General features: G+C 64.1%; 26 protein-coding genes and 1 riboswitch. Of the genes, 7 read left to right on the top strand and 19 right to left on the bottom strand.

What is annotated here, in order from left to right; genetic code table 11:
• Window positions 1-278 precede the first annotated feature (278 nt).
• The 6 genes from prpC (at window position 279) to bamC (ending at window position 9,397) form a co-directional block, all read left to right on the top strand.
• On the top strand, window positions 279-1,430 hold the full coding sequence (prpC, locus tag IE097_RS04875; RefSeq protein WP_189459017.1) for a bifunctional 2-methylcitrate synthase/citrate synthase: 1,152 nt from the start codon (window positions 279-281) through the stop codon (window positions 1,428-1,430).
• A complete protein-coding gene (locus IE097_RS04870; RefSeq protein WP_229797431.1) occupies window positions 1,427-2,839 on the top strand; it encodes a bifunctional 2-methylcitrate dehydratase/aconitate hydratase in 1,413 nt (470 codons plus the stop codon). Before prpC ends, IE097_RS04870 begins: the two co-directional genes overlap by 4 nt.
• Before the next feature lie 91 nt (window positions 2,840-2,930).
• Complete coding sequence (locus IE097_RS04865; RefSeq protein ID WP_189459016.1) at window positions 2,931-4,058, top strand: efflux RND transporter periplasmic adaptor subunit; 1,128 nt, start codon at window positions 2,931-2,933, stop codon at window positions 4,056-4,058.
• Window positions 4,059-4,109: 51 nt separating this feature from the next.
• A complete protein-coding gene (locus IE097_RS04860; protein WP_189459015.1) occupies window positions 4,110-7,211 on the top strand; it encodes an efflux RND transporter permease subunit in 3,102 nt (1,033 codons plus the stop codon).
• A gap of 81 nt (window positions 7,212-7,292) precedes the next feature.
• Entirely contained in the window at window positions 7,293-8,168 is an 876-nt protein-coding gene (gene dapA / locus IE097_RS04855) for a 4-hydroxy-tetrahydrodipicolinate synthase (RefSeq protein ID WP_189459014.1), read from the top strand.
• Window positions 8,169-8,197: 29 nt separating this feature from the next.
• Window positions 8,198-9,397: an NlpB/DapX family lipoprotein gene (gene bamC / locus IE097_RS04850; protein WP_189459013.1), complete on the top strand. Its 1,200-nt coding sequence runs from the start codon at window positions 8,198-8,200 to the stop codon at window positions 9,395-9,397.
• A 90-nt stretch (window positions 9,398-9,487) separates the two neighbouring features.
• On the opposite strand, the gene IE097_RS04845 is transcribed toward bamC, so the two are convergent.
• The 19 genes from IE097_RS04845 to IE097_RS04755 form a co-directional block, all read right to left on the bottom strand.
• Entirely contained in the window at window positions 9,488-9,994 is a 507-nt protein-coding gene (locus tag IE097_RS04845) for a phosphatidylglycerophosphatase A family protein (RefSeq protein ID WP_229797430.1), read from the bottom strand.
• Window positions 9,995-10,011: 17 nt separating this feature from the next.
• Window positions 10,012-10,971, bottom strand: a complete 960-nt coding sequence (gene thiL, locus IE097_RS04840; RefSeq protein WP_189459011.1) for a thiamine-phosphate kinase — start codon at window positions 10,969-10,971, stop codon at window positions 10,012-10,014.
• Between the two features lie 2 nt (window positions 10,972-10,973).
• A complete protein-coding gene (gene nusB / locus IE097_RS04835) occupies window positions 10,974-11,462 on the bottom strand; it encodes a transcription antitermination factor NusB (RefSeq protein WP_189459010.1) in 489 nt (162 codons plus the stop codon).
• Window positions 11,459-11,932: a 6,7-dimethyl-8-ribityllumazine synthase gene (gene ribH / locus IE097_RS04830; protein ID WP_189459009.1), complete on the bottom strand. Its 474-nt coding sequence runs from the start codon at window positions 11,930-11,932 to the stop codon at window positions 11,459-11,461. The genes nusB and ribH overlap by 4 nt, the downstream gene beginning before the upstream one ends.
• Before the next feature lie 30 nt (window positions 11,933-11,962).
• Window positions 11,963-13,054: a bifunctional 3,4-dihydroxy-2-butanone-4-phosphate synthase/GTP cyclohydrolase II gene (ribBA, locus tag IE097_RS04825; RefSeq protein WP_189459008.1), complete on the bottom strand. Its 1,092-nt coding sequence runs from the start codon at window positions 13,052-13,054 to the stop codon at window positions 11,963-11,965.
• Window positions 13,051-13,665: a riboflavin synthase gene (locus IE097_RS04820; RefSeq protein WP_189459007.1), complete on the bottom strand. Its 615-nt coding sequence runs from the start codon at window positions 13,663-13,665 to the stop codon at window positions 13,051-13,053. Before IE097_RS04820 ends, ribBA begins: the two co-directional genes overlap by 4 nt.
• Window positions 13,666-13,842, bottom strand: coding sequence for a YfgJ family double zinc ribbon protein (locus tag IE097_RS04815; protein ID WP_189459006.1), 177 nt, complete (start codon window positions 13,840-13,842; stop codon window positions 13,666-13,668).
• A 17-nt stretch (window positions 13,843-13,859) separates the two neighbouring features.
• The gene (ribD, locus tag IE097_RS04810; protein WP_189459199.1) at window positions 13,860-14,933 is read right to left on the bottom strand and encodes a bifunctional diaminohydroxyphosphoribosylaminopyrimidine deaminase/5-amino-6-(5-phosphoribosylamino)uracil reductase RibD; all 1,074 of its coding nucleotides are present in this window, start codon (window positions 14,931-14,933) and stop codon (window positions 13,860-13,862) included.
• Between the two features lie 32 nt (window positions 14,934-14,965).
• On the bottom strand, window positions 14,966-15,670 hold the full coding sequence (locus tag IE097_RS04805; RefSeq protein ID WP_189459005.1) for a glutamine amidotransferase: 705 nt from the start codon (window positions 15,668-15,670) through the stop codon (window positions 14,966-14,968).
• A gap of 3 nt (window positions 15,671-15,673) precedes the next feature.
• A complete protein-coding gene (nrdR, locus tag IE097_RS04800) occupies window positions 15,674-16,129 on the bottom strand; it encodes a transcriptional regulator NrdR (protein WP_189459004.1) in 456 nt (151 codons plus the stop codon).
• Window positions 16,130-16,239: 110 nt separating this feature from the next.
• Entirely contained in the window at window positions 16,240-17,487 is a 1,248-nt protein-coding gene (gene glyA, locus IE097_RS04795; protein ID WP_189459003.1) for a serine hydroxymethyltransferase, read from the bottom strand.
• Window positions 17,488-17,590: 103 nt separating this feature from the next.
• A complete protein-coding gene (locus IE097_RS04790; protein ID WP_189459002.1) occupies window positions 17,591-19,216 on the bottom strand; it encodes a magnesium transporter CorA family protein in 1,626 nt (541 codons plus the stop codon).
• A 21-nt stretch (window positions 19,217-19,237) separates the two neighbouring features.
• Complete coding sequence (locus IE097_RS04785; RefSeq protein WP_189459198.1) at window positions 19,238-19,786, bottom strand: hypoxanthine-guanine phosphoribosyltransferase; 549 nt, start codon at window positions 19,784-19,786, stop codon at window positions 19,238-19,240.
• Between the two features lie 36 nt (window positions 19,787-19,822).
• Window positions 19,823-20,368: an adenine phosphoribosyltransferase gene (locus IE097_RS04780; RefSeq protein ID WP_189459001.1), complete on the bottom strand. Its 546-nt coding sequence runs from the start codon at window positions 20,366-20,368 to the stop codon at window positions 19,823-19,825.
• A gap of 10 nt (window positions 20,369-20,378) precedes the next feature.
• On the bottom strand, window positions 20,379-21,671 hold the full coding sequence (locus IE097_RS04775) for an NCS2 family permease (protein ID WP_189459000.1): 1,293 nt from the start codon (window positions 21,669-21,671) through the stop codon (window positions 20,379-20,381).
• Between the two features lie 45 nt (window positions 21,672-21,716).
• Window positions 21,717-22,283 (bottom strand): TMEM165/GDT1 family protein, encoded by a 567-nt coding sequence (locus IE097_RS04770; RefSeq protein WP_189458999.1) that lies wholly within the window; start codon window positions 22,281-22,283, stop codon window positions 21,717-21,719.
• Between the two features lie 18 nt (window positions 22,284-22,301).
• A riboswitch (yybP-ykoY riboswitch) is annotated at window positions 22,302-22,482 on the bottom strand.
• A gap of 72 nt (window positions 22,483-22,554) precedes the next feature.
• Window positions 22,555-23,046, bottom strand: a complete 492-nt coding sequence (locus IE097_RS04765) for a low molecular weight protein-tyrosine-phosphatase (protein WP_189458998.1) — start codon at window positions 23,044-23,046, stop codon at window positions 22,555-22,557.
• A gap of 12 nt (window positions 23,047-23,058) precedes the next feature.
• Window positions 23,059-24,429, bottom strand: coding sequence for a dihydroorotase (locus tag IE097_RS04760; protein WP_189458997.1), 1,371 nt, complete (start codon window positions 24,427-24,429; stop codon window positions 23,059-23,061).
• Window positions 24,419-25,633 carry a GTP-binding protein gene (locus IE097_RS04755; RefSeq protein WP_189458996.1) on the bottom strand — a complete coding sequence of 405 codons (1,215 nt, stop codon included), beginning with the start codon at window positions 25,631-25,633 and terminating at the stop codon, window positions 24,419-24,421. Before IE097_RS04755 ends, IE097_RS04760 begins: the two co-directional genes overlap by 11 nt.
• Window positions 25,634-25,994: 361 nt before the next feature.
• Between IE097_RS04755 and IE097_RS04750 the strand changes: the two genes are divergently transcribed.
• Window positions 25,995-26,219, top strand: coding sequence for a hypothetical protein (locus IE097_RS04750; protein ID WP_189458995.1), 225 nt, complete (start codon window positions 25,995-25,997; stop codon window positions 26,217-26,219).
• Window positions 26,220-26,371: the final 152 nt, after the last annotated feature.

Raw genomic sequence — 26,371 nt, 5'->3', positions numbered from 1 at the left:
CTACCTACCCGGGCTTTTTGCCGCCCGCTTGCCTTGCACATTCCGCCTCTTGTCTGACTTCATGTCAAATAAAATGACATTTGAACCAAAGACTAACGTAAATAAATTAGTACTTCCGGCATGGCGCGGCTGATTTTTCCACTTGTAACCGGACTCTGGCAATCCATCCCACGTCATTCAGCAAGGGAAATCACTTATCCTGATGAATACACGGGCGAAATCCAGCCGCAGCGTCAGCCATACCGCCAGACAACCGCCACGCTGACTGGAGATACGCCATGGAAGCCCCGTCATCGCCTCCCCCGAAAAAGTCGGTTTCGCTTTCCGGAATCATTGCTGGCGAGACAGCCATTTGCACCGTGGGGCGGAATGGTGACAACTTACACTACAGGGGTTACCCGATCCTTGAGTTGGCGCAAGGCTGCGCTTTCGAGGAGGTAGCGTATCTCCTGATCCACGGACGCCTGCCTGACGAAGCGGCGCTGGCTCAGTATCGGCAACAACTCGGTGAATCGCGAGGACTGCCACGCGAAGTCATCACGGCCCTGGAACATATTCCGGCCGCCACCCATCCGATGGATGCGTTGCGCAGCGGCGTATCGGCTTTGGGTTGTGTCCTGCCGGAAAAGGACGAACATGGTACCGCGGGGGCTCGTGACATCGCGGACCGGCTGCTTTCGGCCCTGCCGTCGCTATTGCTCTACTGGTACCACTTCAGTCGCCATGGTCGCCGGATCGACACGGCCACCAACGCTTCGAGTGTGGCGGCACACTTCCTGCATCTGTTGCGCGGTCAGCCCGCGCTACCGGAGCACATTCGGGCGCTGGACCAGTCGCTGATCCTGTATGCCGAACACGAATTCAACGCATCGACCTTTGCCAACCGCGTCGTCGCCAGCACCGGCGCGGACCTTTACAGCGCCGTCTGCGCCGGAATTGGTGCACTCAAGGGCCCCAAACACGGTGGCGCCAACGAAGTCGCCATGGACATCATTGCCCGTTACGACACGGCCGACGAGGCCGAAACGGATATCGTCCACCGGCTCAATCAGCATGAAGTCGTCATCGGCTTCGGCCATCCGGTTTACACCCGTGCCGATCCGCGCAGCCCGATCATCAAATCGATCGCACAGCGTTTGTGCCAGAGTGGCGGCAATCCCCGCCTGTTCGACATTGCCGAACGCATCGAATCCGTCATGCAGCGTGACAAGGCGCTCTTTCCCAATCTGGACTGGTATGCGGCGCCGGCTTATCACATGCTGGGGATTCCCACCGAACTGTTCACGCCACTGTTCGTCATCGCCCGCTGCGCCGGCTGGGCAGCCCACGCCATCGAACAACGCGGCAGCGGCAAGATCATCCGGCCGACGGCCGTCTACACCGGGCCGGACGAGCGTCGGGTTCCCGCCATCGAGGAGCGAAGCGCGTGAGTCTGTCCCCCTGCCACGCCGACGCGGTCATGCAGACCATTGCCGACTACGTTTGCCAGCCATTCACGCCGAGCGGCGAAGCCGTCGACACGGCAAGGCTCAGTCTGCTCGACAGCATCGGCTGCGCCATCGCCGCACTCGACCACCCGGCCTGCACCCGCCTGCTCGGTCCCGTCCTGCCGGGAACACGCATCCCCAAAGGCGCACGGGTTATCGGTAGTGGCGAGCAACTTGATCCGGTCAAGGCCGCGTTCGATGCGACGACACTGATCCGCTGGCTCGATTACAACGACACCTGGCTGGCCGCGGAATGGGCCCATCCGTCCGACAACATCGGAGCGCTACTGGCGATCGCCGACTGGCAGTGCCGCAACGGCCGGACGATCACGCTCGGCAATCTGTTGCACGCCATGGTGCAAGCCTACGAAATCCAGGGCGTGCTGGCGCTGGACAACGCCTTCAACCGCGTCGGTCTCGATCACGTCCTGCTGGTCAAAGTGGCCAGCAGTGCCGTGACGATGCGCCTGCTCGGCGGCGGTCGCGACGACGTGATCAATGCGCTGTCGCACACCTGGCTCGACGGTACGCCCCTGCGGGTTTACCGCCATGCACCCAACGCCGGCCCGCGCAAATCATGGGCCGCCGGCGATGCTGCGAGCCGTGCGGTCTGGCTGGCGCTGTTGACCCACAAGGGAGAGCTCGGCTACCCGACATCGATCACCACCCCGACCTGGGGCTTCCAGGACGCGGCCTTTCGCGGACAGACGGTCACACTGGCGCAACCGCTCTCCAGCTACGTCATGGAACACATTCTGTTCAAGGTGGCCCACCCTGCAGAGTTCCATGGACAGACGGCCGTCGAAGCGGCGATCCAGCTGCACCCGCAACTGGTCGGGCGCTTTGGCAACATCGCCGCCATCGAGCTCACCACAACCGAAGCCGCGCTGCGCATCATTGCGCGCGACGGGCCGCTGACCAATCCTGCCGCACGCGATCACTGTTTGCAGTACATGACCGCGGTCGCCCTGCTACGCGGCGATCTGACCGCGGCCGACTACGAAGATGATGTCGGCGGCGACCCGCGCATCGAACGGCTGCGTGCGCGAATGTCGGTCGCCGAGAATCCGCAATGGAGTCGCGACTATCTCGACCCGCAGCGCCGCAGCATCGCCAACGGCATCCGCGTCCGTTTCGACGACGGCAGTCCCGACCTTGTTGCCACGGTCGAACTGCCACTCGGCCACCGGCGGCGGCGAGACGAGGCACGCCCCCACCTGATCGAGAAATTTGTCGAGAACAGCAGCCGTCACCTTGATGCGTCGAGACGGCAGGCGTTGATCGAGCGCATCCTTGGCGCCAGCCAGGACCACATCGCCGCCTCGGAAATCGTGGATCTGACGATCGGCTAGATTGTTGTCACCGTGAACCGTCTGGTTCACACGCCCCCAGTACGATTAGAATGCGGCGCTGGACCCCCTGCTCACCCAAGGATTCAGGCCGATGAAACTGCGTCCCCGCACGCTGTTGGTCGCCGTGCTGGCCTTCATTGCCGCTGGCGTGCTGATTGCCGCCGTCGCTCACAAAGCACCCCCGCCGGCCACGCCGGATGCCAAGCCCGCGACCATCGAACTCGCGCCCGAGGATGTCGTGCGTGTCGAACGCGGCGACGTCACCCATACGCTGGCGATCACCGGCACACTGCAGGCCGAACAGCAGACGACGATCACCGCTCAGGTCGAAGGCCAGGTTGCCTCGGTCGACGTCCGGCCGGGCCAGCGTGTCCGTCGCGGCCAGGTACTGGCCCGGCTGAACGCGGAGGACCTGGCGCGCCAGCTGGCGGTCGCGCAGGCCCAACTTGCCAAGAGCCGCGACCTGCTTGCCTACAGTCGGAAGCTGAGTGAACGCAATCAGGACCTGCTCAAGCAGAACTTCATTTCAAAAAACGCCTTCGATACCACGCAGAACCAGTTGCAGTCGGCCGTCGCCGATACGCACGCTGCGGAGGCCCAACTGGGTCTGGCACAGCAGGCATTGGCCAAGGCGGTGATCAGTGCCCCGTTCGACGGCGTCGTCGCCGAACGCTTCGTCGATCCCGGCCAGCACGTCGGCATCAACGGCAAGCTCTTGACCGTGGTCGACCTTGGCAGTCTGGAGCTGGTCGCCAATGTGCCTGCCCGGCGTATCGGTGAAATCGCCCCCGAGCAAGTCGTCCACTTTGGCATCGACGGCTTCCCGAACCAGTACACCGGGCATATCGCCCGCATCAATCCCAGCGTCAACGATGCGTCCAAGGCCGTGCCGGTCTACATCCGCATCGACCGGCAGGACGACGCCTTGCGCAGCGGACTGTTTGCACAGGGGGCCATCGAGGTCGCCACGCACGCGTCGGTACTGAACCTGCCGTTACCGGCGGTCCACGACGAGAACGGCCAGCAGTACGTACTCGCGATCGAAGCCGGCAAACTGGTGCGCCATACCGTCAGTATCGGCGCCCGTGACGAGCGCCGATCACGGGTCGAAATCGCCAGCGGGCTCAAACCCGATGCTATCGTCCTCGCCGGCAACGTCCAGCTTGCCGCCGGCACCCTCGTGAAGCTGCCCGCCGCGCCTGCGCAATCCGGCCGCTAAATACACAGTCCGCCTGTCGCCCGCACCGGCGATCCGGCCAGGAGCCCATCGATGTGGTTCACCCGTGTCAGCATCCAGAACCCCGTATTTGCGACGATGATGATGCTGTCGCTGCTGGTACTGGGGCTGTTCTCGATCAAGCGCCTGCCGGTCGAGGAGCTGCCGGACGTCAAGTTTCCGGTCGTCGTTGTCAGTACGTCCTATCCCGGCGCGTCGCCGGAGATCGTCGAATCCGACGTCACCAAGAAAATCGAGGAATCGCTCAACACCGTCAACGGGCTCGACGAGCTGTTTTCGTTCTCGTATCAGGGGCTGTCGGTCGTTGTCGCGCAGTTCGACCTGTCGGTCGAGCCGGAAATCGCGGTGCAGGACGTTCGCGAAAAAGTCGCGGCGGTCACACCGGGTTTTCGCGACGAGGTCAAGACGCCGACGATCAGCCGCTACAGTCCGGACGACCTGCCGATCGCCTCGCTGGTGCTGCGCTCGGACCGGCTCAGCCCGCGCGAGCTGACCAGCCGGGCCGAGCAGGTTTTCAAGAAACGCTTCGAAACCATCCAGGGCGTCGGTCAGGCCGAGCTTGTCGGTGCAATTACCCGCCAGATCGAAGTCGTGCTGCGGCCGGAAAAACTCGCCGAGCTGAAAATCGGCGTCAACGACGTGATGGCCGCACTGCGGGCGCAGAATGCCGAAGTGCCGGTCGGAACGATCCAGGCGCGCGGCCGCGAAGAGGTCGTCCAGATCAAGGGGCGCCTGAAAACGCCGTCCGACTTTGCCAAGGTCATCGTCGCCTGGCGCAACGGTGCCCCCGCCTACCTCGGCGACATCGCCACGGTGCGCGACGGCCAGGCCGAGGAAGAGAGCCTGGCGCTGGTCAATGGTCAGCGTGCCATTTCCATCGACATCAAGAAGATCAACGGCGCCAATACCGTCGAGGTCAGCGACCGGATCCGCGCCGAGATGGACCGGCTCAACAAAGAGTACGCCGGTGAAGGCATCAAACTGTCGGTCCTGAGCGACAACGCCGAAGGCATCCGCGCATCGCTTGCCGACGTCAAGACGACGATGATCGAAGGTGCCCTGCTGACGATCGCCATCGTCTTCGTCTTCCTCGGCTCGTGGCGCAGCACGGTGATCACCGGGCTGACGCTGCCTGTGGCACTGATCGGCACCTTTTTCGCCCTGTACATCGCCGGATTCACGATCAACGTCATGACGATGATGGCACTGTCGCTGTGCATCGGACTGCTGATCGACGACGCGATCGTCGTGCGCGAAAACATCGTCCGCCATGCCGCACTCGGCAAGGACCACTACAACGCGGCCATCGACGGCACCCGCGAAATCGGTCTCGCCGTGCTGGCGACCACGTCGACCATCGTCGCGGTGTTCCTGCCGGTCGGTTTCATGGGCGGCATCATCGGCAAGTTCTTCCACCAGTTCGGCCTGACCGTGTGCGCGGCGGTGCTGATCTCGATGTTCGTCTCGTTCACGCTCGATCCAATGCTGTCGTCGATCTGGTCCGATCCGCACGTCCATGGCGGAAAACGCCCGCTCGGACGCGTGCTCGACGCCTTCGAGAACGGTATGGACTGGCTGGCAACACGCTACAGCGCGCTGATCCGCTGGAGTCTGGCGCACCGGATGGCCGTGATCGGCCTGGCGGTGGCCAGTCTGGTCGCGGCCTTCATGCTGGCCCGCTTCATCGGCGCCGAATTCGTCCCGAAGCCCGACCTGTCCAAGGTGTCGCTGCAGTTCGAAACACCGGTCGGCTCGTCGCTCGACTACACGGCGGCCAAAACCCGCCAGGTCGAAGCGGCGCTGAAAGCATTTCCGGAAGTGCGCGAGACCTATACGGCGATCAATACCGGCGGTGCGCAGGGCAAGAACAGCGCGCGCATGGTGATCATGCTGACGCCGAAAAAGGATCGCCAGCGCAGCCAGAACGAACTGATTGCCGCGTTCCGCACCCGGATCGCGTCGATCGCCGGCGTATCGATCCGCTCGCTGATGCCGTTGGGCGGTGGCGGCCCGGAAGGCAAGGCGATCCAGATCTCGCTGCAGGGCACCGACCTGACCCGGCTGGGCGAACTGAGCCGCGACTTCACCGCCCGGCTTGGCAAGATTCCCGGCCTCGTCGACGTCGAGTCGAGCATGAAAGCCGCCCGGCCGGCGCTCGATGTCGACATCAACCGCGACCGCGCAGCCAGCCTCGGCCTCGACCTGAGCCAGATCGGCAACGCCCTGCGACCGCTGGTTGCCGGCGAGGAAAGCGGCACATGGCTGGCGCCGGACGGTGAAAGCTACGACGTCAACGTCCGGCTGGCCGCCGAGGCACGCGCCAACCGCGCCAGCCTCGAAGGCGTGTACTTCACCAGTTCGCTGCGCGACGGTGCCGGCCTGCCGGTGCTGGTCCCGCTGACAGAGATCGCCACGGTCCGGTCATCGGAGAGCCCGGTGCAGATCAACCGCCGAAACCTGTTCCGCGAGTCGAACATCACCGCCAACGTGACCGGCCGGACCACCGGCGAGGTCCAGCGCGACATCGACAAACTGCAGGCCGAATTCAAGCTGCCGCCGGGTTACCGTTTCGTCGCCGGCGGCGATACCAAGAGCATGAAGGAATCGGCCGGCTACGCGCTGGCTGCGCTGCTGCTCGGCGTGATCTTCATCTACATGATTCTGGCGTCGCAGTTCGGTCATTTCCTCCAGCCCTTCGCGATCATGACGTCACTGCCGCTGTCGCTGGTCGGTGTGCTGCTGGCGCTGCTGCTGTGGCGCAGTACGCTGAACATTTTCTCGATCATCGGCGTAATCATGCTGATGGGGCTGGTGACCAAGAATGCGATCCTGCTGGTCGACTTCGTCAACCACCTGCGCCGCGAAGGCATGAACCGGATCGACGCGATTGCCGAAGCCGGGCGGGTCCGTCTTCGGCCGATCCTGATGACCACGGCGGCCATGGTCGTCGGCATGCTGCCTTTGGCGTTTGCACTGGGTGAAGGCTCGGAGCAGCGTGCGCCGATGGCGCATGCCATCATCGGTGGCGTCATCACCTCGACCTTGCTGACGCTGGTTGTCGTCCCGGTGGTCTTCACCTGGCTCGACGACCTCGGCGCATGGCTGCTCCGGCGCTTCGGCAAGCGCGATGTTTGAGGCCCAAGCGGGTTTCCGCCCGAGCCGGCAGCGGGTTAGAATGCCGGCTGATCGTTTAATGACCAGAGCGGGTACGCGGGCATGTTGACAGGTAGTTTGGTGGCACTGGCCACCCCGATGTTTGAAGACGGCAGCCTTGATTTTGCGAGCTTGCGCAAGCTCGTCGACTGGCACATTGCCGAAGGCACCAACGGCCTCGTCGCCGTCGGCACGACCGGCGAATCGCCGACCGTCGACGTCGAAGAGCATATCGAAATCATCCGTGTCGTCGTCGAGCAGGCCGCCGGACGCGTTCCGGTCGTGGCCGGTACCGGAGCCAACTCGACCCGCGAAGCCATCCATCTGTCCAAACGCGCCCTCGCCGTCGGTGCCGATTACGGCCTGTCGGTCGTGCCCTACTACAACAAGCCGACCCAACAAGGCATGTACCTGCACTTCCGCGCCATCGCCGAAGAAAGCGGCCTGCCCACCCTGCTGTACAACGTGCCCGGCCGGACCATTTCCGACCTCTCGAACGACACCGCGCTGCGCCTGTCCGAAGTGGCCGGCATCGTCGGGATCAAGGACGCAACCGCCAACCTTGAACGTGCAGCCGAACTGACCAAGCTGGCGCCCAAAGGCTTTACCCTGCTGAGCGGCGACGATGCCTCGACGATGGCCTTCATCCTCCAGGGCGGCCACGGTGTGATTTCGGTGACCGCCAACGTCGCACCGCGCCTGATGGCACGGATGTGCAAGGCCGCACTGGCGGGCGATATCGCCAGCGCGCGTGAACTTAACGATCAGCTCCAGGGTCTGCACAAGCACCTGTTCGTCGAAGCCAATCCGATTCCGGTGAAATGGGCGCTCGAACAGATGGGGCTGATCCCGTCCGGCATCCGCCTGCCGTTGACCCGCTTGTCCGACGGCGCCCATACTGCCGTCCGCCAGGCCATGCAAGCCGCTGGCGTGCTGTAAGCCGCGCCCAACCTTAGCGAAGAATCTGAATGAAACCGCTTTTCCGCCTGATCCCGATCGCCATCGCCATCAGCCTTGCCGGCTGCTCCAGCGACCAAATGATGCTGCAACGCAAGGTCGACTACCGCTCCGGTAGCGACAACCTGTCGAACAACACGCTCGAAGTTCCGCCGGACCTGACTTCGCCTGCTGCCAATCCGGGTTACACCGTGCCGGAGCGCGGCAACAGTGTCTCGGCAGTGAACACCCAGCAGCCTGCCGCCACTGCGGCGTCGGCCACGGCCGCTGTTGGTGTCAAGACCAGCGGCTCCGCGTCGGAAATCGCACTCACGGATTCGACCAAGGCCAAAATGGTCGAAGCCGGCGGCCAGCGCTGGCTGGTGGTTCAGGGTGACCCCAAGAAGCTGTGGCCCGAAATCCACCAGTTCTGGCTGGACAACGGCTTCCTGCTGAAGATCGACAATCCGCAGCTCGGAATCATGGAAACCGACTGGCTGGAAAACCGCGCCAACTTGCCAGCCGACTGGGTCACCAAGCTGCTGCGCAAGGTCGCGGACAGCTTCATCTCGACCGGCGAACTCGACAAGTTCCGCACCCGCGTCGAGCCGGGCTCGCAGCCGGGCACGACCGAAATCTACCTGTCGCATCGCGGCATGCAGGAGGTCTACAAGGACACCGGCGATACCGACACGACACGCTTGGGATCCAATGTGTCGGACAGCAAGACCATCTGGGTACCACGCAAGGCCGATCCGGAACTCGAAGCCGAGATGCTCGCGCTGATGCTGCAGCGCTTCGGCATGACCGAAGAGCAGGCGACAACCGTCGTGAAGAAACCGGTCAATACCCAGGTCTTCGCTTCGCTGACCGACGATGCATCCGCACTCAAGATCAACGACAACTTCGACCGCGCTTGGCGCCGTGTCGGCCTGGCGCTGGACCGCGTCGGCTTCGTCGTTGCTGACCGCGACCGCAGCAAGGGTGTGTACTACGTCCATCGCGCGGCGGAAGACATCGGCAAGGAAGAAAGCAACAGCTTCTTCTCGTCGCTGGCCTTCTGGCAAAAGGACGACAAGGGCAACAAGACGCCGGTCCCGAAGGATTACGAAGTCCACCTGCAGGAAGGCGTCAACCAGACGACGCTGACCGTGACCGGCAAGGACGGTGCGGCCGTCGATCCGGACACGCGCAACAAACTGCTGTCCGCCCTGCTCGGCCAGCTGCGCTGATTCAGCGTTGCAAGATAAAAAGCGACCCCGCGGGGTCGCTTTTTTTTTGGGTTTGAGACGTGACGTCGGTGAAAGCGCCTGTCGGCCGGATCAGTAACTCAGCGAAGCCGGCCAGAAGTGCATCAGCCCCCACAGCACGGCGATCGTATACCCGGCAGCCAGCAGGTCGTCGACCATCACGCCGAAGCCGCCCGGCACGCGGGCATCAAGGCTGCGGATCGGCCACGGCTTGACGATGTCGAATACCCGGAAGACGACAAAGGCAGCGATCCAGCCGCTGACGGTCTGCGGCACGGTGGCCAGCACCAGCCAGATCGCGACAATCTCGTCGATGACGATGCTGCCATGATCATGAACACCCAGCGCCCGCCCGGCGACGCCGGCAGCCCAGGTACCGAGGACAAATGCCGGTATGCAGAGCCAGGCGAGCTGCAATGGTGTAAGCCATGCCAGCAGCAGTGCACAACACGGCAGGCCGGCCAGCGTCCCCCAGGTTCCCGGTGCCTTGCGGGGCAGACCGCTACCGAAACCCAGCGCAATGAAATGCGCCGGATGACGCAGCAGAAAGCGCCAATCGGGGTGAAGGATTGGCGACACGGCGTGGTCGTTTGATTTCATGACGGGGAAAAGTGGTCGAAGCCGCCCTGGCGCGTGTCCAGCGGATGTCCCGCCGCATCGCGAACCGTTACGTCCTTGCCGGGGCGCATGATACCGACCCGGGTCAGCGGGAGACCCAGTTCATCGGACAGCGCATCGATTGCGGAGCGGGCCGAGGGTGCCGCGGTAAAGCACAGTTCGTAATCGTCACCGCCCGACAGCGCTGCGCGCTGCCGTGCTGCCTCCGGCAGAGTCTGCAACACCGGATCGACCGGCACACTCAGCCAGTCGACGTCTGCCCCGAGATTCGATTGCTCGCAGATATGCGCCAGATCACCGACCAGGCCATCGGAAACGTCGAGTGCGGCCGTTGCATGCGCGCGCAAGGACAGGCCCAGCGCCAGTCTTGGCTCGGGCCAGTCCAGCCGTGCGGCGCACACGGCGAGCATCTCATCCGTCAGGACGATTCCGCCGGCGCGGTGCTGAACCGCCATCGCAGCTGCACCGAGATGTCCGGAAACCCAGACGTCATCGCCTGCCCGGGCGCCGTCGCGGCGGAGAGCACCACCAGCGGGCACGTGGCCAGCGACCTGAACCGACATCGTCAGCGGTCCTCGGGTCGTATCCCCTCCGACGAGTTCGATACCGGCGGTGTCGGCCAGTGCAAACAGCCCCCCGGAAAAGGCCGCCAGCCAGGCGGCGTCGGCACCCGGCAGGGCCAGTGCCAGCGTGAACCACGCCGGGCTCGCGCCCATCGCGGCGAGGTCGGACAGATTGACCGCCAGTGTCTTGTGCCCCAGGGCGCGCGGATCGCTGCCGGCAAAGAAATGCCGGCCCTCGACCAGCATGTCGACCGAAACCGCCAGCACCTCGCCAGGCGGAGGAGACGGCAGCAAGGCGCAATCGTCACCGACACCGAGCAGGGCCGTGCGCGCCGGGCGCGCGAAGTACCGGCCGATCAGGTCGAACTCGTTCACGCTCAGCCGCGGCGTTTGGCGCGGATCGCGTCGACTTCGTCAGCCCGTACCGCAGCCGCAAGCTTGTCGAGCACGCCGTTGACGAAGCGGTGGCCGTCGCTACCGCCAAAGGTCTTCGCCAGTTCGATCGCTTCGTTGATGATCACCGGATACGGCGTTTCCGGCATGTGGACGATCTCGAACGCGCCGGCGAGCAGCACCGCAGCCTCCACCGGACTGACCTCTTCGAGCGGACGGTCGACATGCGGCGTGAGCAGCTTGATCAGGTCGGCCGACTCCTTGATTGCGCCGTACATGACCGCACGGAACAGTGCTTCGTCGGCACGCGCGAACTGCGGGCTGCTTTCGCGCAGGAATTTTTCGATGTTGTTGACGGTGTCGCCGGTCAGGTTCCACTGGTACAGGCCCTGCACCGCGAATTCGCGGGCGCGGCGGCGGGCCGATTTCGGCTTCGCCGGCGGGGTGTTTGCTTGCTGTTCGTGTTCGCTCATGCTGTTAACGCTTTCTTAAGTTGGGCCATTTCTACGGCGACTCGGGCGGCATCGATGCCCTTGTCGGTCTTGCGTGCCTCGGCCTGCTCATCGTTTTCGACGGTGAGGATGGCATTGGCAATCGGGATCGCGGCATCGAGACCGACACGGGTCACCCCGGCACCGGACTCGTTGGCCACAAGCTCGAAGTGATAGGTCTCGCCGCGGATGATGCAGCCGAGCGTCACCAGGGCGTCGTAGCGCCCTGTATTCGCCAGCAGTTGCAATGCCAGCGGCGCTTCGAGCGCGCCGGGTACGGCGAATTCGTCGACGGCATCCGGCGCCACGCCGAGGCGAAGCAGTTCGTCGACGCAAGCGTTACGCAGCGCAGTGGTGATGTTTTCGTTGAAACGGCAGGTCACGATGCCGACGCGCAGGCCGCGACCATCCAGCGGCGGCAGGGTCTGGTCACGATTCGGGACAAAGCTCATGGTGTCTTCCTGGAAGAAAATTCTGCAGATTCAGGGGGTTTCAAAGCCGGTGACCTCGAGCCCGAAGCCGGCCATGCTCGGCATCTTGCGTTCGGGACTCAGCAGACGCATCCTGCCGACACCCAAGGCGCGCAGCATCTGTGCGCCAATGCCGTAGGTCCGCAGATCCCAGCGGCGCACCTTGTTCAGCCCGAGTTCGGGCAGGGCACGCGCCAGCAGGTCTTCGCCGCTTTCGGTGCGGTGCAGCAGCACCATCACGCCACAGCCTGCACGGTTGATCGCCTCGAGCGATGCGCGGACGTCCCACGAGTGATTGCTGCCGCCGAGGTCGATCCAGTCGACCACCGACAGCGGCTCGTGCACGCGTACCAGCGTTTCGCTGCCCTGTTGCGGCCGGCCCTTGACGAGGGCCAGGTGGGTTGCCGTCGACAGCGTATCGCGGAACACCACGAGCTCGAACGGTCCCGCGGCGGTTTCGACTTCGCGGCGGCCGGCGATCTCGATCAGCGATTCGGTCTGGCTGCGGTAATGGATCAGATCGGCGATCGTGCCGACCTTGAGGTCATGCTCCGCGGCAAACTCGAGCAGCTGCGGCAGTCGCGCCATGGTGCCATCGTCGTTCATGATCTCGCAGATCACCGACGCCGGCTGCAGACCGCCGAGCTGGGCCAGATCGCAGCCGGCCTCGGTATGACCTGCGCGGACCAGCACGCCGCCAGGCTGGGCCAGCAGCGGGAACACGTGGCCCGGCGACACCAGATCGCCCGGCTTGGCGTCGAAAGCAACGGCCTTCTTGATCGTCAGCGCCCGGTCGTACGCCGAGATGCCGGTCGTCACGCCCTCGGCCGCCTCGATCGAAACGGTGAAGTTGGTGCCGTGACCGGAACCGTTCTGGCTCACCATCAGCGGCAGATTGAGCTGCTTGCCGCGCTCGGCGGACAGCGTCAGACAGATCAGGCCACGGCCGTACTTGGCCATGAAATTGATCGCCTCCGGCGTGACGAACTCGGCGGCCATGACCAGGTCGCCTTCGTTCTCACGGTCTTCCTCGTCGACGAGGATGACCATCTTGCCGGCCCGGATGTCGGCAATGATGTCCTGTACCGAAGAAATCGTGGTCATCCGCGGTGCTCCGTACCCAGCATGCGCTCGACATAGCGGGCGATCAGGTCGATCTCCAGATTGACCTTCGCACCGGCGGCCAGCTGGCCCAGCGTCGTCACGGCGAGCGTGTGCGGAATCAGGTTGATCGAGAACACGCAGCCGTCCTCGACGTCGCGCACCGAATTGGTCGTCAGCGACACGCCGTTGACGACCACCGAGCCCTTGGCCGCCAGATACCTGGCCATGGCCGTCGGCGCTCGGACGACGAGTTCGCGGTTGTCGCCGACCGGGTCGAACGACAGGACCTCGCCGACCCCGTCGACATGCCCCGACACCAGATGGCCACCGAGCATGTCGCCAAGCCGCATGGCTTTTTCCAGATTGACCTGGCCGCCTTCGCGATCGAGCCCGACGGTACAGCGCAGCGACTCGTCCGACACGTCGATCCGGTAACGCCGCGGATCGAGCTGCTCGATCACGGTCATGCAGGCACCGTTATGGGAAATGCTGTCGCCGAGCACGACGTTGCCCATGTCGAGTTCGGGTGCATGCACGGTCAGTTTGACGCCGCCGGCAAACGGTTCGACCCGTTCGATCGTACCGATGGCCTGGACAATTCCGGTAAACATTCAGCCTTGCTCCTTGTCGGCCGCCGCTTCGCGGCTGGCATTCGCTTCGTTCACCCGCTGCGACGACTTGAGCTCGTTGCAGTGGTTGCAGAAATAACTGGTGGCACCACAGGCCTTGAGGACTTCCAGCGGCTTGCCGCAGTCCGGGCAGACCGGCGTGTTCGCTTGTTCGCTCATTGCATGCTCCTCGTGACTCAAGCCTGGAAAGCTTGGGCCGGATCGGTAAAACGCAAGGTCCAGCGCAGGTCGCTGCCGACACTGCGGCGCTCGACGACGCGTGGCGCGTAACGCTCGCTCAGGCTGGCCAGACTGAAATCCAGCATCGCCCTGCCCCGGCCGATCAGCACCGGCGCCTGATACAGCACGAGCTCGTCCGCGAGACCGGCCTGCAGCAATGCACCGGCCAGCACGCCGCCCGCCTCGACGGTCAGCTCGTTGACGCCGCGTGTGCCCAGCAGCAGCAGCAAGGCCGCCAGATCGACACGCCCGTCCTGCCCCGGCAACAGCGCCACCTCGGCACCCGCCGCTTCCAGCGCGGCCCGATTCGGGCCGTCGACCGCTGCCGCGACCAGCACGCCCGGCGTACGCAAGATCGCTGCGTCGGTCGGCACACGCAAACGGCTGTCGACGACGATGCGCATGGGCTGCCGCTCGACTTCGAAGTCGCGCACGGTCAGTTGTGCGTCGTCGGCGATCACCGTTTCGACGCTCGTCAGCATCGCGCACGAACGTGCGCGCCAGCGCTGCACGTCGGCACGCGCCGGCGCACCGGTAATCCATTTTGATTGTCCGTCGTCCAGCGCGATCCGGCCATCCAGACTTGCGGCAAGTTTGATCCGGGTCCAGGGCCGGCCACGCAGCATCCGGCTGATGAAACCTACATTCAGCTCGCGCGCCTCGGTCTCGAGAACACCCGATGCGGTTTCGACGCCCGCCGCCGCGAGTCCGGCCAGGCCGCGGCCGGCGACCTGCGGATTCGGATCGGTCATTGCGGCGACGACGCGGGCAACGCCGGCCTTGACCAGGGCGTCGGCGCACGGCGGCGTCCGGCCGTGGTGGCTGCACGGTTCGAGTGTCACGTAGGCCGTTGCGCCGCGTGCCCTGTCGCCGGCCATGCGCAGCGCATGAACTTCCGCATGCGGCTCGCCGGCACGGACGTGCCAGCCCTCCCCGACGATGTCGCCATCGCGAACGATGACACAACCCACGCGCGGATTCGGCGTCGTCGTATACAACCCGTTTGCAGCCAGGCGCAACGCATGCTGCATGTACAGGTGGTCGAGGTCCTGCAGCTGTCCGCTCACAGCGCGTCCAGCCACTCGCCGACGCACAGCGCCGCCTGTCCGCTCAGCCGCGCGCCTTCGGCGGCGGTCTGTGCCCGCAGGACACCGAAACCGATACGCGCCGCATCGAGTTCGTCGCAGTGGCCGATCAGCCATTGCTCGAATCGCCGCGCGTCGATTTCCGGGTGACACTGGAAAGCCAGTATCCGTGCTCCGATGCGGTAAATCTGGTTTGGATACAGCGCACTCGATGCCAGCAGTTCGGCATCGACCGGCAGATCGAAGGTGTCACCGTGCCAGTGCAGCATCGACGTCAGCGCGCCATCCAGGTGCCGCGCGGGCGAGGTGCTGCCGGCTTCGGTCAGCGTCAGCGGTGACCAGCCGATCTCCTTGCCATGTCCGGGATAGACCCGAGCACCCAGCGCGGTGGCAATCAGCTGCGCCCCAAGACAGATGCCGAGCGCGGCACGCCCGCTGACCAGCCAGCCGGCAATCGCCACCGTCTCGGTCAGCAGCCACGGGTAGCGCTCGGTCTGGTAAGCGCCGATCGGCCCGCCCAGCACGACCAGCAGGTCGTCGATCCTGGCGTCGGCCAGCACATCGAATGTATCCACCCCGGCCTCGAGATAGCGAAGGGCATAACCGCGTGCCTCGATGGCGGGCGCAAGCGTGCCGAGGTCTTCGAAAGCGAGGTGACGGATGATCCAGGCCGTGCGCGACATCGCTTACTCCTTCCGGGTCACTTCACGGATGACGTCGCGGAAATCGTCGACGTCGGAGAACGAGCGATAGACCGAGGCAAAGCGGATGTAGGCCACCTTGTCGAGCTTGGCGAGTTCGGTCATGACCATTTCGCCGATCTGGCGCGACAGGATTTCGCGCTCGCCGACGCTCAGCACTTTCTGGACGATGCGCGCAATGGCTTCGTCCATCAGCTGCGTCGACACCGGGCGCTTGTGCAGCGCGCGCTGGAAGCTGATGCGGATCTTCTCGCGGTCGAATTCGGTACGCTGGCCGTTCTGCTTGACCACTTGCGGCATGCGCACGTCGGCGGTCTCGAAGGTGGTGAAGCGCTTGTCGCAGACGTTGCAGCGGCGACGGCGGCGGACCGCATCGCCCTCGTCGGAAACACGCGAGTCGACCACCTGGGTGTCAGGGGAACCGCAGAACGGACATTTCATCGACAGGCCCTCGTGGCCGGATAGGAAACAAAGATCAATAAAGAACGGGGACGCGAAAATGGCAAAGGGTGGCGCCTCGCGGCACCACCCTTTTCATGCGCGGATCGGGATCAGGCGACGTAGACCGGGAACTTCGCGGTCAGTGCCTTCACCTTCTCGGCGACGGTCGCCAGATTGGCTTCGTCGGCCGGATTGTCCAGCACGTCGGCGATCAGGTGCGCCACCTGGACCGCCTCGGCTTCCTTGAAGCCGCGCGTGGTGATCGCCGGAGCGCCGATACGGATGCCCGAGGTCACGAACGGGCTTTCCGGGTCGTTCGGGATCGCGTTCTTGTTGACGGTGATGTGTGCCTTGCCCAGCGCCGCATCGGCGGCCTTGCCGGTCAGGTTCTTCGGACGCAGGTCGACGAGGAACACGTGCGATTCGGTACGGCCCGAAATGATGCGCAGGCCGCGTTCGGCCAGCGTGGCCGCCATCGTTTGCGCGTTCTTGATCACTTGTTCCTGATACGCCTTGAATTCCGGCGTTGCAGCTTCCTTGAACGCCACGGCCTTGCCGGCGATCACGTGCATCAGCGGGCCGCCTTGCAGCGTCGGGAACACGTTGGAATTGATCGACTTCTCGAACTCGGCCTTGGCAAGAATGATGCCGCCGCGCGGGCCGCGCAGCGTCTTGTGCGTGGTCGAGGTCACGAAGTGCGCGTGCGGCACCGGGTTCGGGTAGACACCTGCAGCGATCAGACCGGCGTAGTGCGCCATGTCGACCATGAAGTAGGCACCGACCTTGTCGGCGATTTCGCGCATGCGCGCCCAGTCGAAGCGCAGTGCGTAGGCCGAAGCACCGCCGATCAGCAGCTTCGGCTTGGTTTCGAGCGCGACACGTTCCATGTCGTCGTAATCGATTTCTTCGTTTTCGTTCAGGCCATAGGCAACGATGTTGAACAGCTTGCCCGACAGGTTGGCCGGCGAGCCGTGGGTCAGGTGACCACCGTGACCGAGATTCATGCCCATCACCGTGTCGCCCGGCTTCAGGATCGAGAAATACACCGCCTGGTTGGCCTGCGAGCCCGAGTGCGGCTGCACGTTGGCGTATTCGGCACCGAACAGTGCCTTCACGCGGTCGATCGCCAGCTGCTCGATCACGTCGACATACTCACAGCCGCCGTAGAAACGCTTGCCCGGGTAACCTTCGGCGTACTTGTTGGTCAGTTGCGAACCCTGCGCTTCCATCACGGCCGGGCTGGTGTAGTTTTCCGACGCGATCAGTTCGATGTGTTCGTGCTGGCGGACCACTTCACCCTGAAGGGCGGCGGCGAGGTCGGGATCGTATTGCGAGAGCGTGACAGACTTGGAGAACATGAGTTCGCTTTCCGTAGTCGATTGAGATGGGAATGGCCCGGATTCTATCACGAGCCGCAGCGGTCTTTGACGCAATCCTGATCCGGTGCAGGATGAACGCCGCTCATGAACGCCGTTTGCGCCAGATGTGCACGAAAGCCGCCAAGCGCCCGCGCCAGTCGGTCCGCTGGTCGGCCATGCGCTCGATGAACTCGGACAGCGGCCGGGCCTTCATCAGGGTGTAGAACGTCAGCGAAATCGTCAGCAGCAACACCAGACCGAAAAAACCGATGCGCAGCAGCAAGGACCCGTGCGTGAAATCGAAGATGTTGACGCCGAAAAACCCGGTCACGGTCGCCCCGACAAGACTCAGGATCGTCACCACGGTCAGCTTGACCACGGTATCCGCCTGCCGGCGCAAATCGTCGTTCTCGAGGTACTGGCTCATGCTCTTCACCGAATCCTGCACTTCCTGGTACAGCGCAGCGGTTCCCAGATGCTGGCGCAGCATGTCGAACAGATGTGCCGCAACGGCCTGATTGGAAATTTCGCGGAACCAGTAACGCTGGGTGAAACGCAGGAAGACTTCGAGCTGGATACGGATGTCGCGCTTGAACAGCCGGACCGAATGCACGTCGGCGATGTTCAGACGGGCCAGCGCCACGGCCATCCGGTCGGAGAACGTCAGCAGCGCCGCCTTGTGGAAATGAGCGATCAGGGCGATCAGGAACTGCTGGTGCCGGAACTGCCCGAGCACGCCGGTCTGGGCGTCGCAAAAAAACGGGTGGTGCCGGTCTCCGACGACCACCAGCGCATGCCCGTTGCACAGCATACGGGTCGACGCGCTCGGCACGCCCTGCTCGGGCGACCAGTAGCGGTCGTAGCAGCTCTGCGTGATGAAGTCCTTGACCAGTCGACCCGGCAAAGCCTCGCCACTGTCGGGACGCGTAACCATGCCGAGCTGATAAAAGTCCGCCTCCGACAGGCTCAGCGGATCGTCGAGCGCCAGATAGGCCATCAGCGGCATCCGGTGATACTCGACCTGGCGGTAGCGAACCCCGCCGCTGGCATTCGAATGGTGCGGCACCATCGGCTCGAGCAACCAGGCCCAATGCCTGGCAAGCCGGGGCGACCGGTACTCGGCCAGATGGCCGAGGTAGGCATCGCGATCATCGTAATCGGATGCAGCCAGCACCTGCCCCTGTGCATCAAGCCATGCCACGCCGGCCAGACAACTGGCGGGTCCGCCCTCTTCGTCCCACTGCGCCGGAAACGACCGGCCGAAGCGGAACAGGATGTCCTGTACGCGCGCGAGCGGCAGATCGTCGCCCATCACCTCGAGCGCGAGGATGACGACGTCGATGTCGAAGAAGAAGTAGAGGTCGATGTGGGCAATGGCGAGATCGGCCTCGACCCCGTCCTTGAAGGTCAGCCGGACGGTTTTGACGTCGTGCCGCCGGAACGCATGCAGCGGTGATTTGCCGTAGCTGGCAACGTCACTCGCTTCGGTCTGCCCCTCGCCATAGAGAAAGCGCTGCACATAGGGCAGAAAGGTAATGAATTCGCGGTAGTGGCGCTCCTGGAACGCCCCGGGTTCGAACTCGCTGGCGCGCAGTTGCCAAGGCGAATCGGTGGCAGCGGCCATGAGCCGCCACTGCTGGCCGAGCACGCCCCCCTCGTCGAGGGGCATCAGCTGCAGCGGCCAGATCAGGATCTGGCGGAAGTGACGAACCTGTTGGGAATCAGTCATTCGTCCTCCGCCAGTTGCCGGCTACAGTCCCTTGACTGCGTAGATGGCCAGCGTGTTGCGCCAGTAACCCTGATAGTCCATGCCGCAGCCGAACAGGAAGCGGTCATCGACCTTGAGGCCGACGAAATCGGCCTTGATGCCCGGCGCCTTGCGGCTGTGCAGCTTGTCGACCAGCACGGCGACGTGGATGTCCTTCACGCCTTGCGCCTTGATGTATTCGACGATCGCCGCCAGCGTATGGCCTTCGTCGAGGATGTCGTCGACGATTACCACGGTCCGGCCCTTCAGGTCGTCGTGCGGCTTGACCTTCCAGTCGAGCACGCCGCCGCTCGTTTCGTTGCGGTAACGGGTCGCGTGCAGATAGGACATCTCGAGCGGGAACTTCAACCTCGGCAGCAGATTGCCGGCAACGATCAAACCGCCGTTCAGCACGGTGTAGACGATCGGGTTGGCATCCTTGAGCGCAGCGGTCATCTGGCTGGCCATCCGGTCGATCGCGGCCAGCACTTCGGCTTCCGAGTGCAGCAGGTCGGCGTTATCGATGATCGTCAGCGCTTCGGGCAATTCCATGGTCACGGTAAAACTCCTGAATCTACGGATGCGGCCTCAGTGGCCGGCAAAATCACAAATCGTGTACAGCGGGATGCCCTGAGCGGTCACCAGTTTCGAGCCGCCGAGCTCGGGCAGATCGACGATCGCGGCCGCTTCGACCACGGTGGCGCCGATGCGCGTCAGCAGTTTGGCCGCAGCGATCATGGTGCCGCCGGTGGCGACCAGGTCGTCGACCAGCAGCACGCGGTCGCCCGCGTGACAGGCATCACAGTGGATCTCCACGGTGGCCGAACCGTACTCCAGCTCGTACTCTTCGGCCACCGTGGTAAACGGCAATTTCCCTTTCTTGCGGATCGGCACGAAACCGAGGTTGAGCTCGTAGGCCACAACCGCACCAAGGATGAAACCGCGCGCATCGACGCCGGCGACGACGTCGAGCTTCTGGTCCATATAGCGATGCACGAAGGTATCGACCAGCACCCGGAACGTCTTCGGGTCCTGCAACAGCGGCGTGATGTCACGGAACTGCACACCCGGTTGCGGCCAGTCCGGCACCGTACGGATGCGGGCCTTGATGTACTCCTCGTTGCGCGGTTCCATCAGCGTTTCCTCAGCCGAACAGGGCGAACTTGACGATCCACAGTGCCGTGATGATCAGCACGGCCGGGCTCAGGTCCTTGAAACGACCGGCCAGCAGCTTGATCGCAGCATAGCTGATGAAGCCGAAAGCGATGCCGTCGGCAATCGAATAGGTAAACGGCATGCCGACGGCAGTAATCACGGCGGGCGCCGCCTCGGTGATGTCGTCCCAGTCGATCTCGGCCAGACCGCGTGCCATCAGCACCGCGACATAGCACAGCGCCGGCGCGGTCGCGAAAGCGGGCACGGTACCGGCCAGCGGCGCGAAGAACAGCGCAACGAGGAACAGCAGCGCGACGACCAGCGTCGTCAGACCGGTACGGCCGCCTTCGGCGACGCCGGCCGCCGATTCGACATAAGCGGTGACACTCGATGTACCGAGTGCCGCACCGGCGATGATCGCGGTCGAGTCGGCCAGCAGCGCCTTCTTGATGCGCGGCAGCTTGCCGTCCTTGTCCAGCAAGCCCGAGCGGTGCGACACGCCGATCAGCGTACCGGTGGTATCGAACAGATCGACGAAGAAGAAGATGAACACGACGCCGATCAGGCCGGCATTCAGCGCACCGTGGATGTCGAGCTGCATGAAGGTCGGTTCGATCGACGGCGGCATTGCAAACACGCCCTTGAACGGCGTCACGTTCAGCAGCACCGACAGCACGGTCACCGCAAGCACGCCGATGATGATCGAGCCCTTGATCTTGCGGTACTCGAGCGCCACGATCAGCACGAAGCCCAGCGCGGCCAGCAGGGCCGACGGCGCATGGATGTTGCCGAGCTTGACCAGCGTCGCTTCGCTGCCGGTGATGATGCCGGCGCTCTTGAGGCCGATGATGGCGAGGAACAGACCGACACCGGCCGAAATGGCCAGTTTGAGCGAACGCGGAATCGCGTTGACCAGGATCTCGCGGATCTTGAACGACGACACCAGCACGAAAATGATGCCCGAAATGAACACGGCGCCCAACGCGGTCTGCCACGGCACACCCATGCCCTGAACCACGGCAAAGGTGAAGTAGGCATTGAGACCCATACCCGGCGCCAAGGCGATCGGGTAGTTGGCAAACAGCGCCATCACCGCCGTCCCGAACGCGGCAGCGAGGCAGGTCGCCACGAAGACCGCGTTGAAGTCCATGCCCGTCAGATGCAGGATGGCCGGGTTGACGAAGATGATGTAGGCCATCGTCAGGAAGGTGGTGAAGCCGGCGATCACCTCGGTCCGGACGTCGGTCCCGTGCTCCTTCAGCTTGAAAAATGCGTCGAGCATCATTTCCCCGTTTTAAGTCTGTTTGATTGAATCTAGTTATGGCCGTCAGCCGCCCACGCCGGCAAGTGCAAGCACACCCATCAGCGCGAACACGGCAGCGGCAACAAAACGCACATAGCGCAGCAAATGCATCCGCTGCGAAATCCAGTTGCCGATGAACACGGCCGGCACATCGGCGATCATCATCCCGACCGTCGTCCCGGCAATCACCATCCACAACGGCTGGTAATGCACGGCCAGCGCCACGGTGGCAATCTGCGTCTTGTCGCCCATTTCGGCAAGGAAAAACGTGAGCGCCGTCGCCACGAAGGCACCGTAGGCTTTCACCGGTGCGTCATCGTCGTCCATTTTGTCCGGGAACAGCGTCCAGACGGCAATCGCCAGAAAGCCGAAACCGATGACCCAGCGCAAGGTCGAAGGCGCCATGAGGCTGGCCAGCCACTGGCCGAGCCAGCCGGCGGCGAAGTGGTTCAGTACGGTCGCAGCGAAGATGCCGAGCACGATCGGCAGGGGACGGCGAAACCGTGCCGCGAGCAGCAAGGCCAGCAGCTGGGTTTTGTCGCCGATTTCAGCCAGGGCGACGACACCGGTCGAGACGAAGAAAGCGTCCATTCAGATATGTACTCCAGGGCGGGCAGACGTGAGGACTGCAGACCGTCGCCCACCCCGGGTGTACGGTTTGCAGACCTCAGGTCTTGTCAAGCGCGAGCCGCGAACGGCAACGGGCCGGATACGCCATGAGCCGAAGGCTCAAGTATGTTGACGCATCCCCTGCGCGAACGCAGGCGACTACTCCCCTGAAGACCAAAGAGCGCGATCTTACCGATTCGCGCGAAGCGCGGCAACGCACGGCCGGGCCGAATTGTGCCGATCCTGCACCAGATCAAAGGCCGCGGCGGGCCAGCTCGGCGCGCACGTGCTCCATCACCCCGGCGCAGCCGTCCTCGACCAGATCAAGCACATGCTCGAAACCGTCCGCACCGCCATAGTAGGGATCGGGCACTTCGCGCTCGCGCGCTGCTGTCGCGAAGTCGAGGAAGAGCTTGACCTTGGCCTGATGCTGCGGCGGTGCCTGGCGTTCGAGCTGACGCAAATGGCCGGCGTCCATCGCCAGGATCAGGTCGAAGCGGGAAAAATCCTGTGCCGACACCTGGCGTGCCCGCAACGGCGACAGATCGTAGCCGCGCTTCTTCGCATGCGCCTGCGCCCGGCGGTCCGGCGCCTCGCCGACGTGATAGTCCTGGGTCCCCGCCGAATCGACGATCACCCGTCCGGCCAGCCCGGCATCGTCAACCAGCTTGCGCAGCACGCCGTCCGCAGTCGGGCTACGGCAGATGTTGCCGGTGCAGACCATGAGCACCGAGTAGTGGTTCATTGCGCCCCCCGTTCAAGTACGAAATCCGGCGCCGATTATCTCATGAAGCCCGTGCTCGCCATCCGGACTGCGAAATCGTACCGGTGCCCCGCTCGCCGGGCCGAGCACCTCGCCATCGCGCATCACCACCCGGCCGCGGATCACCGTTGCCATCGGCCAGCCGCATACCGTGCGGCCGTCGAACGGCGTCCATCCGGCCCGCGTCGCCATGTCGTCACTGCGCAGCGTGCACCGGGCGTTCAGGTCGACAATGCTGAAGTCGGCGTCGAACCCGATCGCCAGCGCGCCTTTGCCGGCCACGCCGAACACCCGTGCCGGGCCGGCACTGGTCAGCTCGACCAGCCGCGCCAGCGACAAGCGGCCACGGGTGACGTGATCGAGCATCAGCGGCAGCAGCGTCTGTACGCCAGGCATGCCGCTCGGGGATGCCGGATAGGCCAACGCCTTTTCGGCCAGCGTGTGCGGCGCGTGATCGCTGCCCAGCGTATCGACGACACCGGCAGCCAACGCCTGCCACAGCGCTTGCTGGTGCGGGAGATCGCGGATCGGCGGGTTCATCTGCGCCAGCGTGCCGAGCGCCCTGTAGCAATCGGGCGCCGCCAGCGTCAGGTGCTGCGGTAGCACTTCGACCGTCGCAATGTGCTTGTGCCTTGCCAGCAACGCCATTTCCTCGGCGGTGGTCACGTGCAGTACATGCAGCGGCCGCCGGGCACGCGCGGCCAGCACGAGGATGCGCCGGGTCGCGCGCAAGGCCGTTTCGACGTCACGCCAGCGCGGGTGGTCACCCACGTCGCCGGAGCGTTCGACGATGGCCCGCCGGGACTGCAGTCGCGCCTCGTCCTCGGCATGCACGGTCACCCGCCGGACTCCGGCCTGCAGGATGCGCGACAGCGTCGCATCGTCGGCCGCAAGCAAATCGCCGGTCGAGCTCCCCATGAATACCTTGATGCCGGCACAGCCGGGCAGGCGCTCGAGCTCGGCCAGACGGTCCGCATTGGCCGCGCAGCCGCCGATGAAGAATGCATAGTCGCACCATGCCCGGCCCTGCGCCCGGTCGAGCTTGTCTGCAAACGTCTCCCGGTCGATCGTCAGCGGGCGGGTATTGGGCATGTCGAATGCCGCGGTCACCCCGCCGAGAATGGCGCCTCGGGTGCCGCTGTCGAAGTCTTCCTTGTGTGGCGCACCGGGCTCGCGGAAATGCACCTGCGAGTCGATCACGCCAGGCAATACATGCAAACCGGTCGCATCGAACACTTCGTCAGCCGAGCGGACCGCCAGATCGCCAATGGCCGCGATCCTGCCGGTACGGACACCGATGTCGACGCGGGCCGGGCCGGCCGGCGTCATGCAGATGCCGTTGCGGATCAGCAGCTCAAACGGCATCGATCGGCACCGTCGCAGTGGCCTCCCCCGAGTCCTTCGCCAGCCCGAACTCGCCACGCGCCAGTTCGCTTGCGCTCAACCGGCAAGCGTCGAATGCCGCCTCGATGCCGCGACGGTCCATTTCCTGACCGATGAACACGATTTCGTTGATCCGGTCCCCCCAGGGCTCGCACCAGCCGGCATCGATGAGGGTGCGCTCGGGCGTTCCGGGCGGCGGCCAGTGGACTTCGGGTGCGGCAGCCCACCATTCGCCGACCGGATCGAGCGTTGCCGTATTGCCGGCTCGCGAGTAGGACAGCGCCAGCGCAGGCCGCTCGGCGAACCAGACGTAACCCTTGGCCCGCAGCAGCCCGGCAAAAGGGCGCTCGATGAATGCCGCGAAACGCCCCGGATGCAGCGGTTCGGGAAAGCGCAGTACAAAACTGTCGATTCCGTATGCCTCGCTTTCGGGTACGTGCTCGCCGGCCAGCGCTTGCGCCCAGCCGGCCATGGCGCCGGCACGCTCGGCATCGAACCGGCCGGTACCGACGATTCGGGCCAGCGGCACCCGGCCCTGCTCGGCAAAAACCAGATCAGCCGTCGGATTCAGTGCGCGGATCAGCGTGGCGACCTCGTCACGCCGGCCGGCGTCGATCAGATCGCACTTTCCGATCACGATGACATCGGCAAATTCGATCTGCTCGGTCAGCAGGCTGGCCAGCGTGCGCTCGTCCTCGTCTCCGGCCACCATGCCGCGCTGCGCCAGCAGGTCTTCGCTGGCGTAGTCGGCCAGCAGATTCACCGCATCGACCACCGTGACCATCGTATCGATGCGCGCAACATCGCCAAGTGACGCACCCAGCTCGTCGCGGAAATCAAAGGTCGCTGCAACCGGCATCGGCTCGCCGATCCCCGTCGACTCGATCAGCAGATAATCGAAGCGGCCCTCGGCAGCAAGCTGGCGCACTTCGGCCAGCAGGTCTTCGCGCAGGGTGCAGCAGATGCAGCCGTTGCTCATCTCGACCAGCCGCTCCTCGGTACGGGACAGCGCCGCCCCCCGGGCGACGAGCGAGGCATCGATGTTGACCTCGCTCATGTCGTTGACGATGACTGCAACGCGCAGCCCCTCGCGGTTCGCGAGCACATGATTGAGCAGCGTGGTTTTACCCGCCCCAAGAAATCCGGACAGCACCGTGACCGGTAAACGTCGATCGACCAGCTCCATTGCAACTCCAGGCGTCGCATGGCCACCCCACGGCAGACATCATGCAACTGAGTTGCAATAATAAACATCTACACCCTGTATATGCAACCATGTTGCATTTGCAGATCGTTCAAAGCACGGAGAATCAGCCGTTGTCGTCGGCACGCAACCGGATGCCAACTATTTACACTTGCCACCCAATCAAATCATGTGCAGCATCGCCGCACTGATCTGATTGAGCACGCTCTCACGATTGTTTCCCAAAGCAGTACTCCAAGCGAGTCGTTCGACTCCCAAGAAAGTTCTTCTCAAGAACAAGTGCTCCTCCTTCAGCGCCCTGCCATCCGGCTTGGATGGCTCGTTCAGCAAAGGAGCCAAATTGATGGCAAACCAAAACTACTACGACTTCAACGTTGAAGTCCGCCCGACCCCGGTCGGCACCGGCCTGGATGGCTGGTACCAGATCGTCCGTTGCACCCGTGACGCCCGCCAGCCCGTAACCGCGTGGCAGCGTGCACCGCAAACCCGCAGCAATTCGGTTCACGAATCGCTGCGCAATGCGGCCAACTGGGCCAAGGGGCAAATCCCGCACCAGTTCGCGTCGTAACACCCGTACCGCAATGCGGTAGCCCCTGAAAAAGCCGCTTTCGAGCGGCTTTTTTCATTGCAACCGCGAATCCGGCCCGCACTTTTTTTGCGGAAACGGGAACCTGTCACTGCCAGGCAGCGTCCGCATGAGTTAGTCTCCAGGAGACTTTC

Source organism: Jeongeupia chitinilytica, from assembly GCF_014652315.1.
In the GTDB taxonomy this organism is placed as follows: Bacteria; Pseudomonadota; Gammaproteobacteria; order Burkholderiales; family Chitinibacteraceae; genus Jeongeupia; species Jeongeupia chitinilytica.
Note: the sequence above shows the minus strand (reverse complement) of the source record. Positions and strands in the feature narration are given on the sequence as shown.

Bases quoted from the DNA above. Each gene is read 5' to 3' on its own strand.
- prpC (WP_189459017.1), top strand. From the start codon at position 279: ATGGAAGCCCCGTCATCGCCTCCCCCGAAAAAGTCGGTTTCGCTTTCC.
- IE097_RS04865 (WP_189459016.1), top strand. From the start codon at position 2,931: ATGAAACTGCGTCCCCGCACGCTGTTGGTCGCCGTGCTGGCCTTCATT.
- IE097_RS04860 (WP_189459015.1), top strand. From the start codon at position 4,110: ATGTGGTTCACCCGTGTCAGCATCCAGAACCCCGTATTTGCGACGATG.
- dapA (WP_189459014.1), top strand. From the start codon at position 7,293: ATGTTGACAGGTAGTTTGGTGGCACTGGCCACCCCGATGTTTGAAGAC.
- bamC (WP_189459013.1), top strand. From the start codon at position 8,198: ATGAAACCGCTTTTCCGCCTGATCCCGATCGCCATCGCCATCAGCCTT.
- nusB (WP_189459010.1), bottom strand. From the start codon at position 11,462: ATGAGCGAACACGAACAGCAAGCAAACACCCCGCCGGCGAAGCCGAAA.
- ribH (WP_189459009.1), bottom strand. From the start codon at position 11,932: ATGAGCTTTGTCCCGAATCGTGACCAGACCCTGCCGCCGCTGGATGGT.
- ribBA (WP_189459008.1), bottom strand. From the start codon at position 13,054: ATGACCACGATTTCTTCGGTACAGGACATCATTGCCGACATCCGGGCC.
- IE097_RS04820 (WP_189459007.1), bottom strand. From the start codon at position 13,665: ATGTTTACCGGAATTGTCCAGGCCATCGGTACGATCGAACGGGTCGAA.
- IE097_RS04815 (WP_189459006.1), bottom strand. From the start codon at position 13,842: ATGAGCGAACAAGCGAACACGCCGGTCTGCCCGGACTGCGGCAAGCCG.
- ribD (WP_189459199.1), bottom strand. From the start codon at position 14,933: ATGCAGCATGCGTTGCGCCTGGCTGCAAACGGGTTGTATACGACGACG.
- IE097_RS04805 (WP_189459005.1), bottom strand. From the start codon at position 15,670: ATGTCGCGCACGGCCTGGATCATCCGTCACCTCGCTTTCGAAGACCTC.
- nrdR (WP_189459004.1), bottom strand. From the start codon at position 16,129: ATGAAATGTCCGTTCTGCGGTTCCCCTGACACCCAGGTGGTCGACTCG.
- glyA (WP_189459003.1), bottom strand. From the start codon at position 17,487: ATGTTCTCCAAGTCTGTCACGCTCTCGCAATACGATCCCGACCTCGCC.
- IE097_RS04790 (WP_189459002.1), bottom strand. From the start codon at position 19,216: ATGACTGATTCCCAACAGGTTCGTCACTTCCGCCAGATCCTGATCTGG.
- IE097_RS04785 (WP_189459198.1), bottom strand. From the start codon at position 19,786: ATGGAATTGCCCGAAGCGCTGACGATCATCGATAACGCCGACCTGCTG.
- IE097_RS04780 (WP_189459001.1), bottom strand. From the start codon at position 20,368: ATGGAACCGCGCAACGAGGAGTACATCAAGGCCCGCATCCGTACGGTG.
- IE097_RS04775 (WP_189459000.1), bottom strand. From the start codon at position 21,671: ATGCTCGACGCATTTTTCAAGCTGAAGGAGCACGGGACCGACGTCCGG.
- IE097_RS04770 (WP_189458999.1), bottom strand. From the start codon at position 22,283: ATGGACGCTTTCTTCGTCTCGACCGGTGTCGTCGCCCTGGCTGAAATC.
- IE097_RS04765 (WP_189458998.1), bottom strand. From the start codon at position 23,046: ATGAACCACTACTCGGTGCTCATGGTCTGCACCGGCAACATCTGCCGT.
- IE097_RS04760 (WP_189458997.1), bottom strand. From the start codon at position 24,429: ATGCCGTTTGAGCTGCTGATCCGCAACGGCATCTGCATGACGCCGGCC.
- IE097_RS04755 (WP_189458996.1), bottom strand. From the start codon at position 25,633: ATGGAGCTGGTCGATCGACGTTTACCGGTCACGGTGCTGTCCGGATTT.
- IE097_RS04750 (WP_189458995.1), top strand. From the start codon at position 25,995: ATGGCAAACCAAAACTACTACGACTTCAACGTTGAAGTCCGCCCGACC.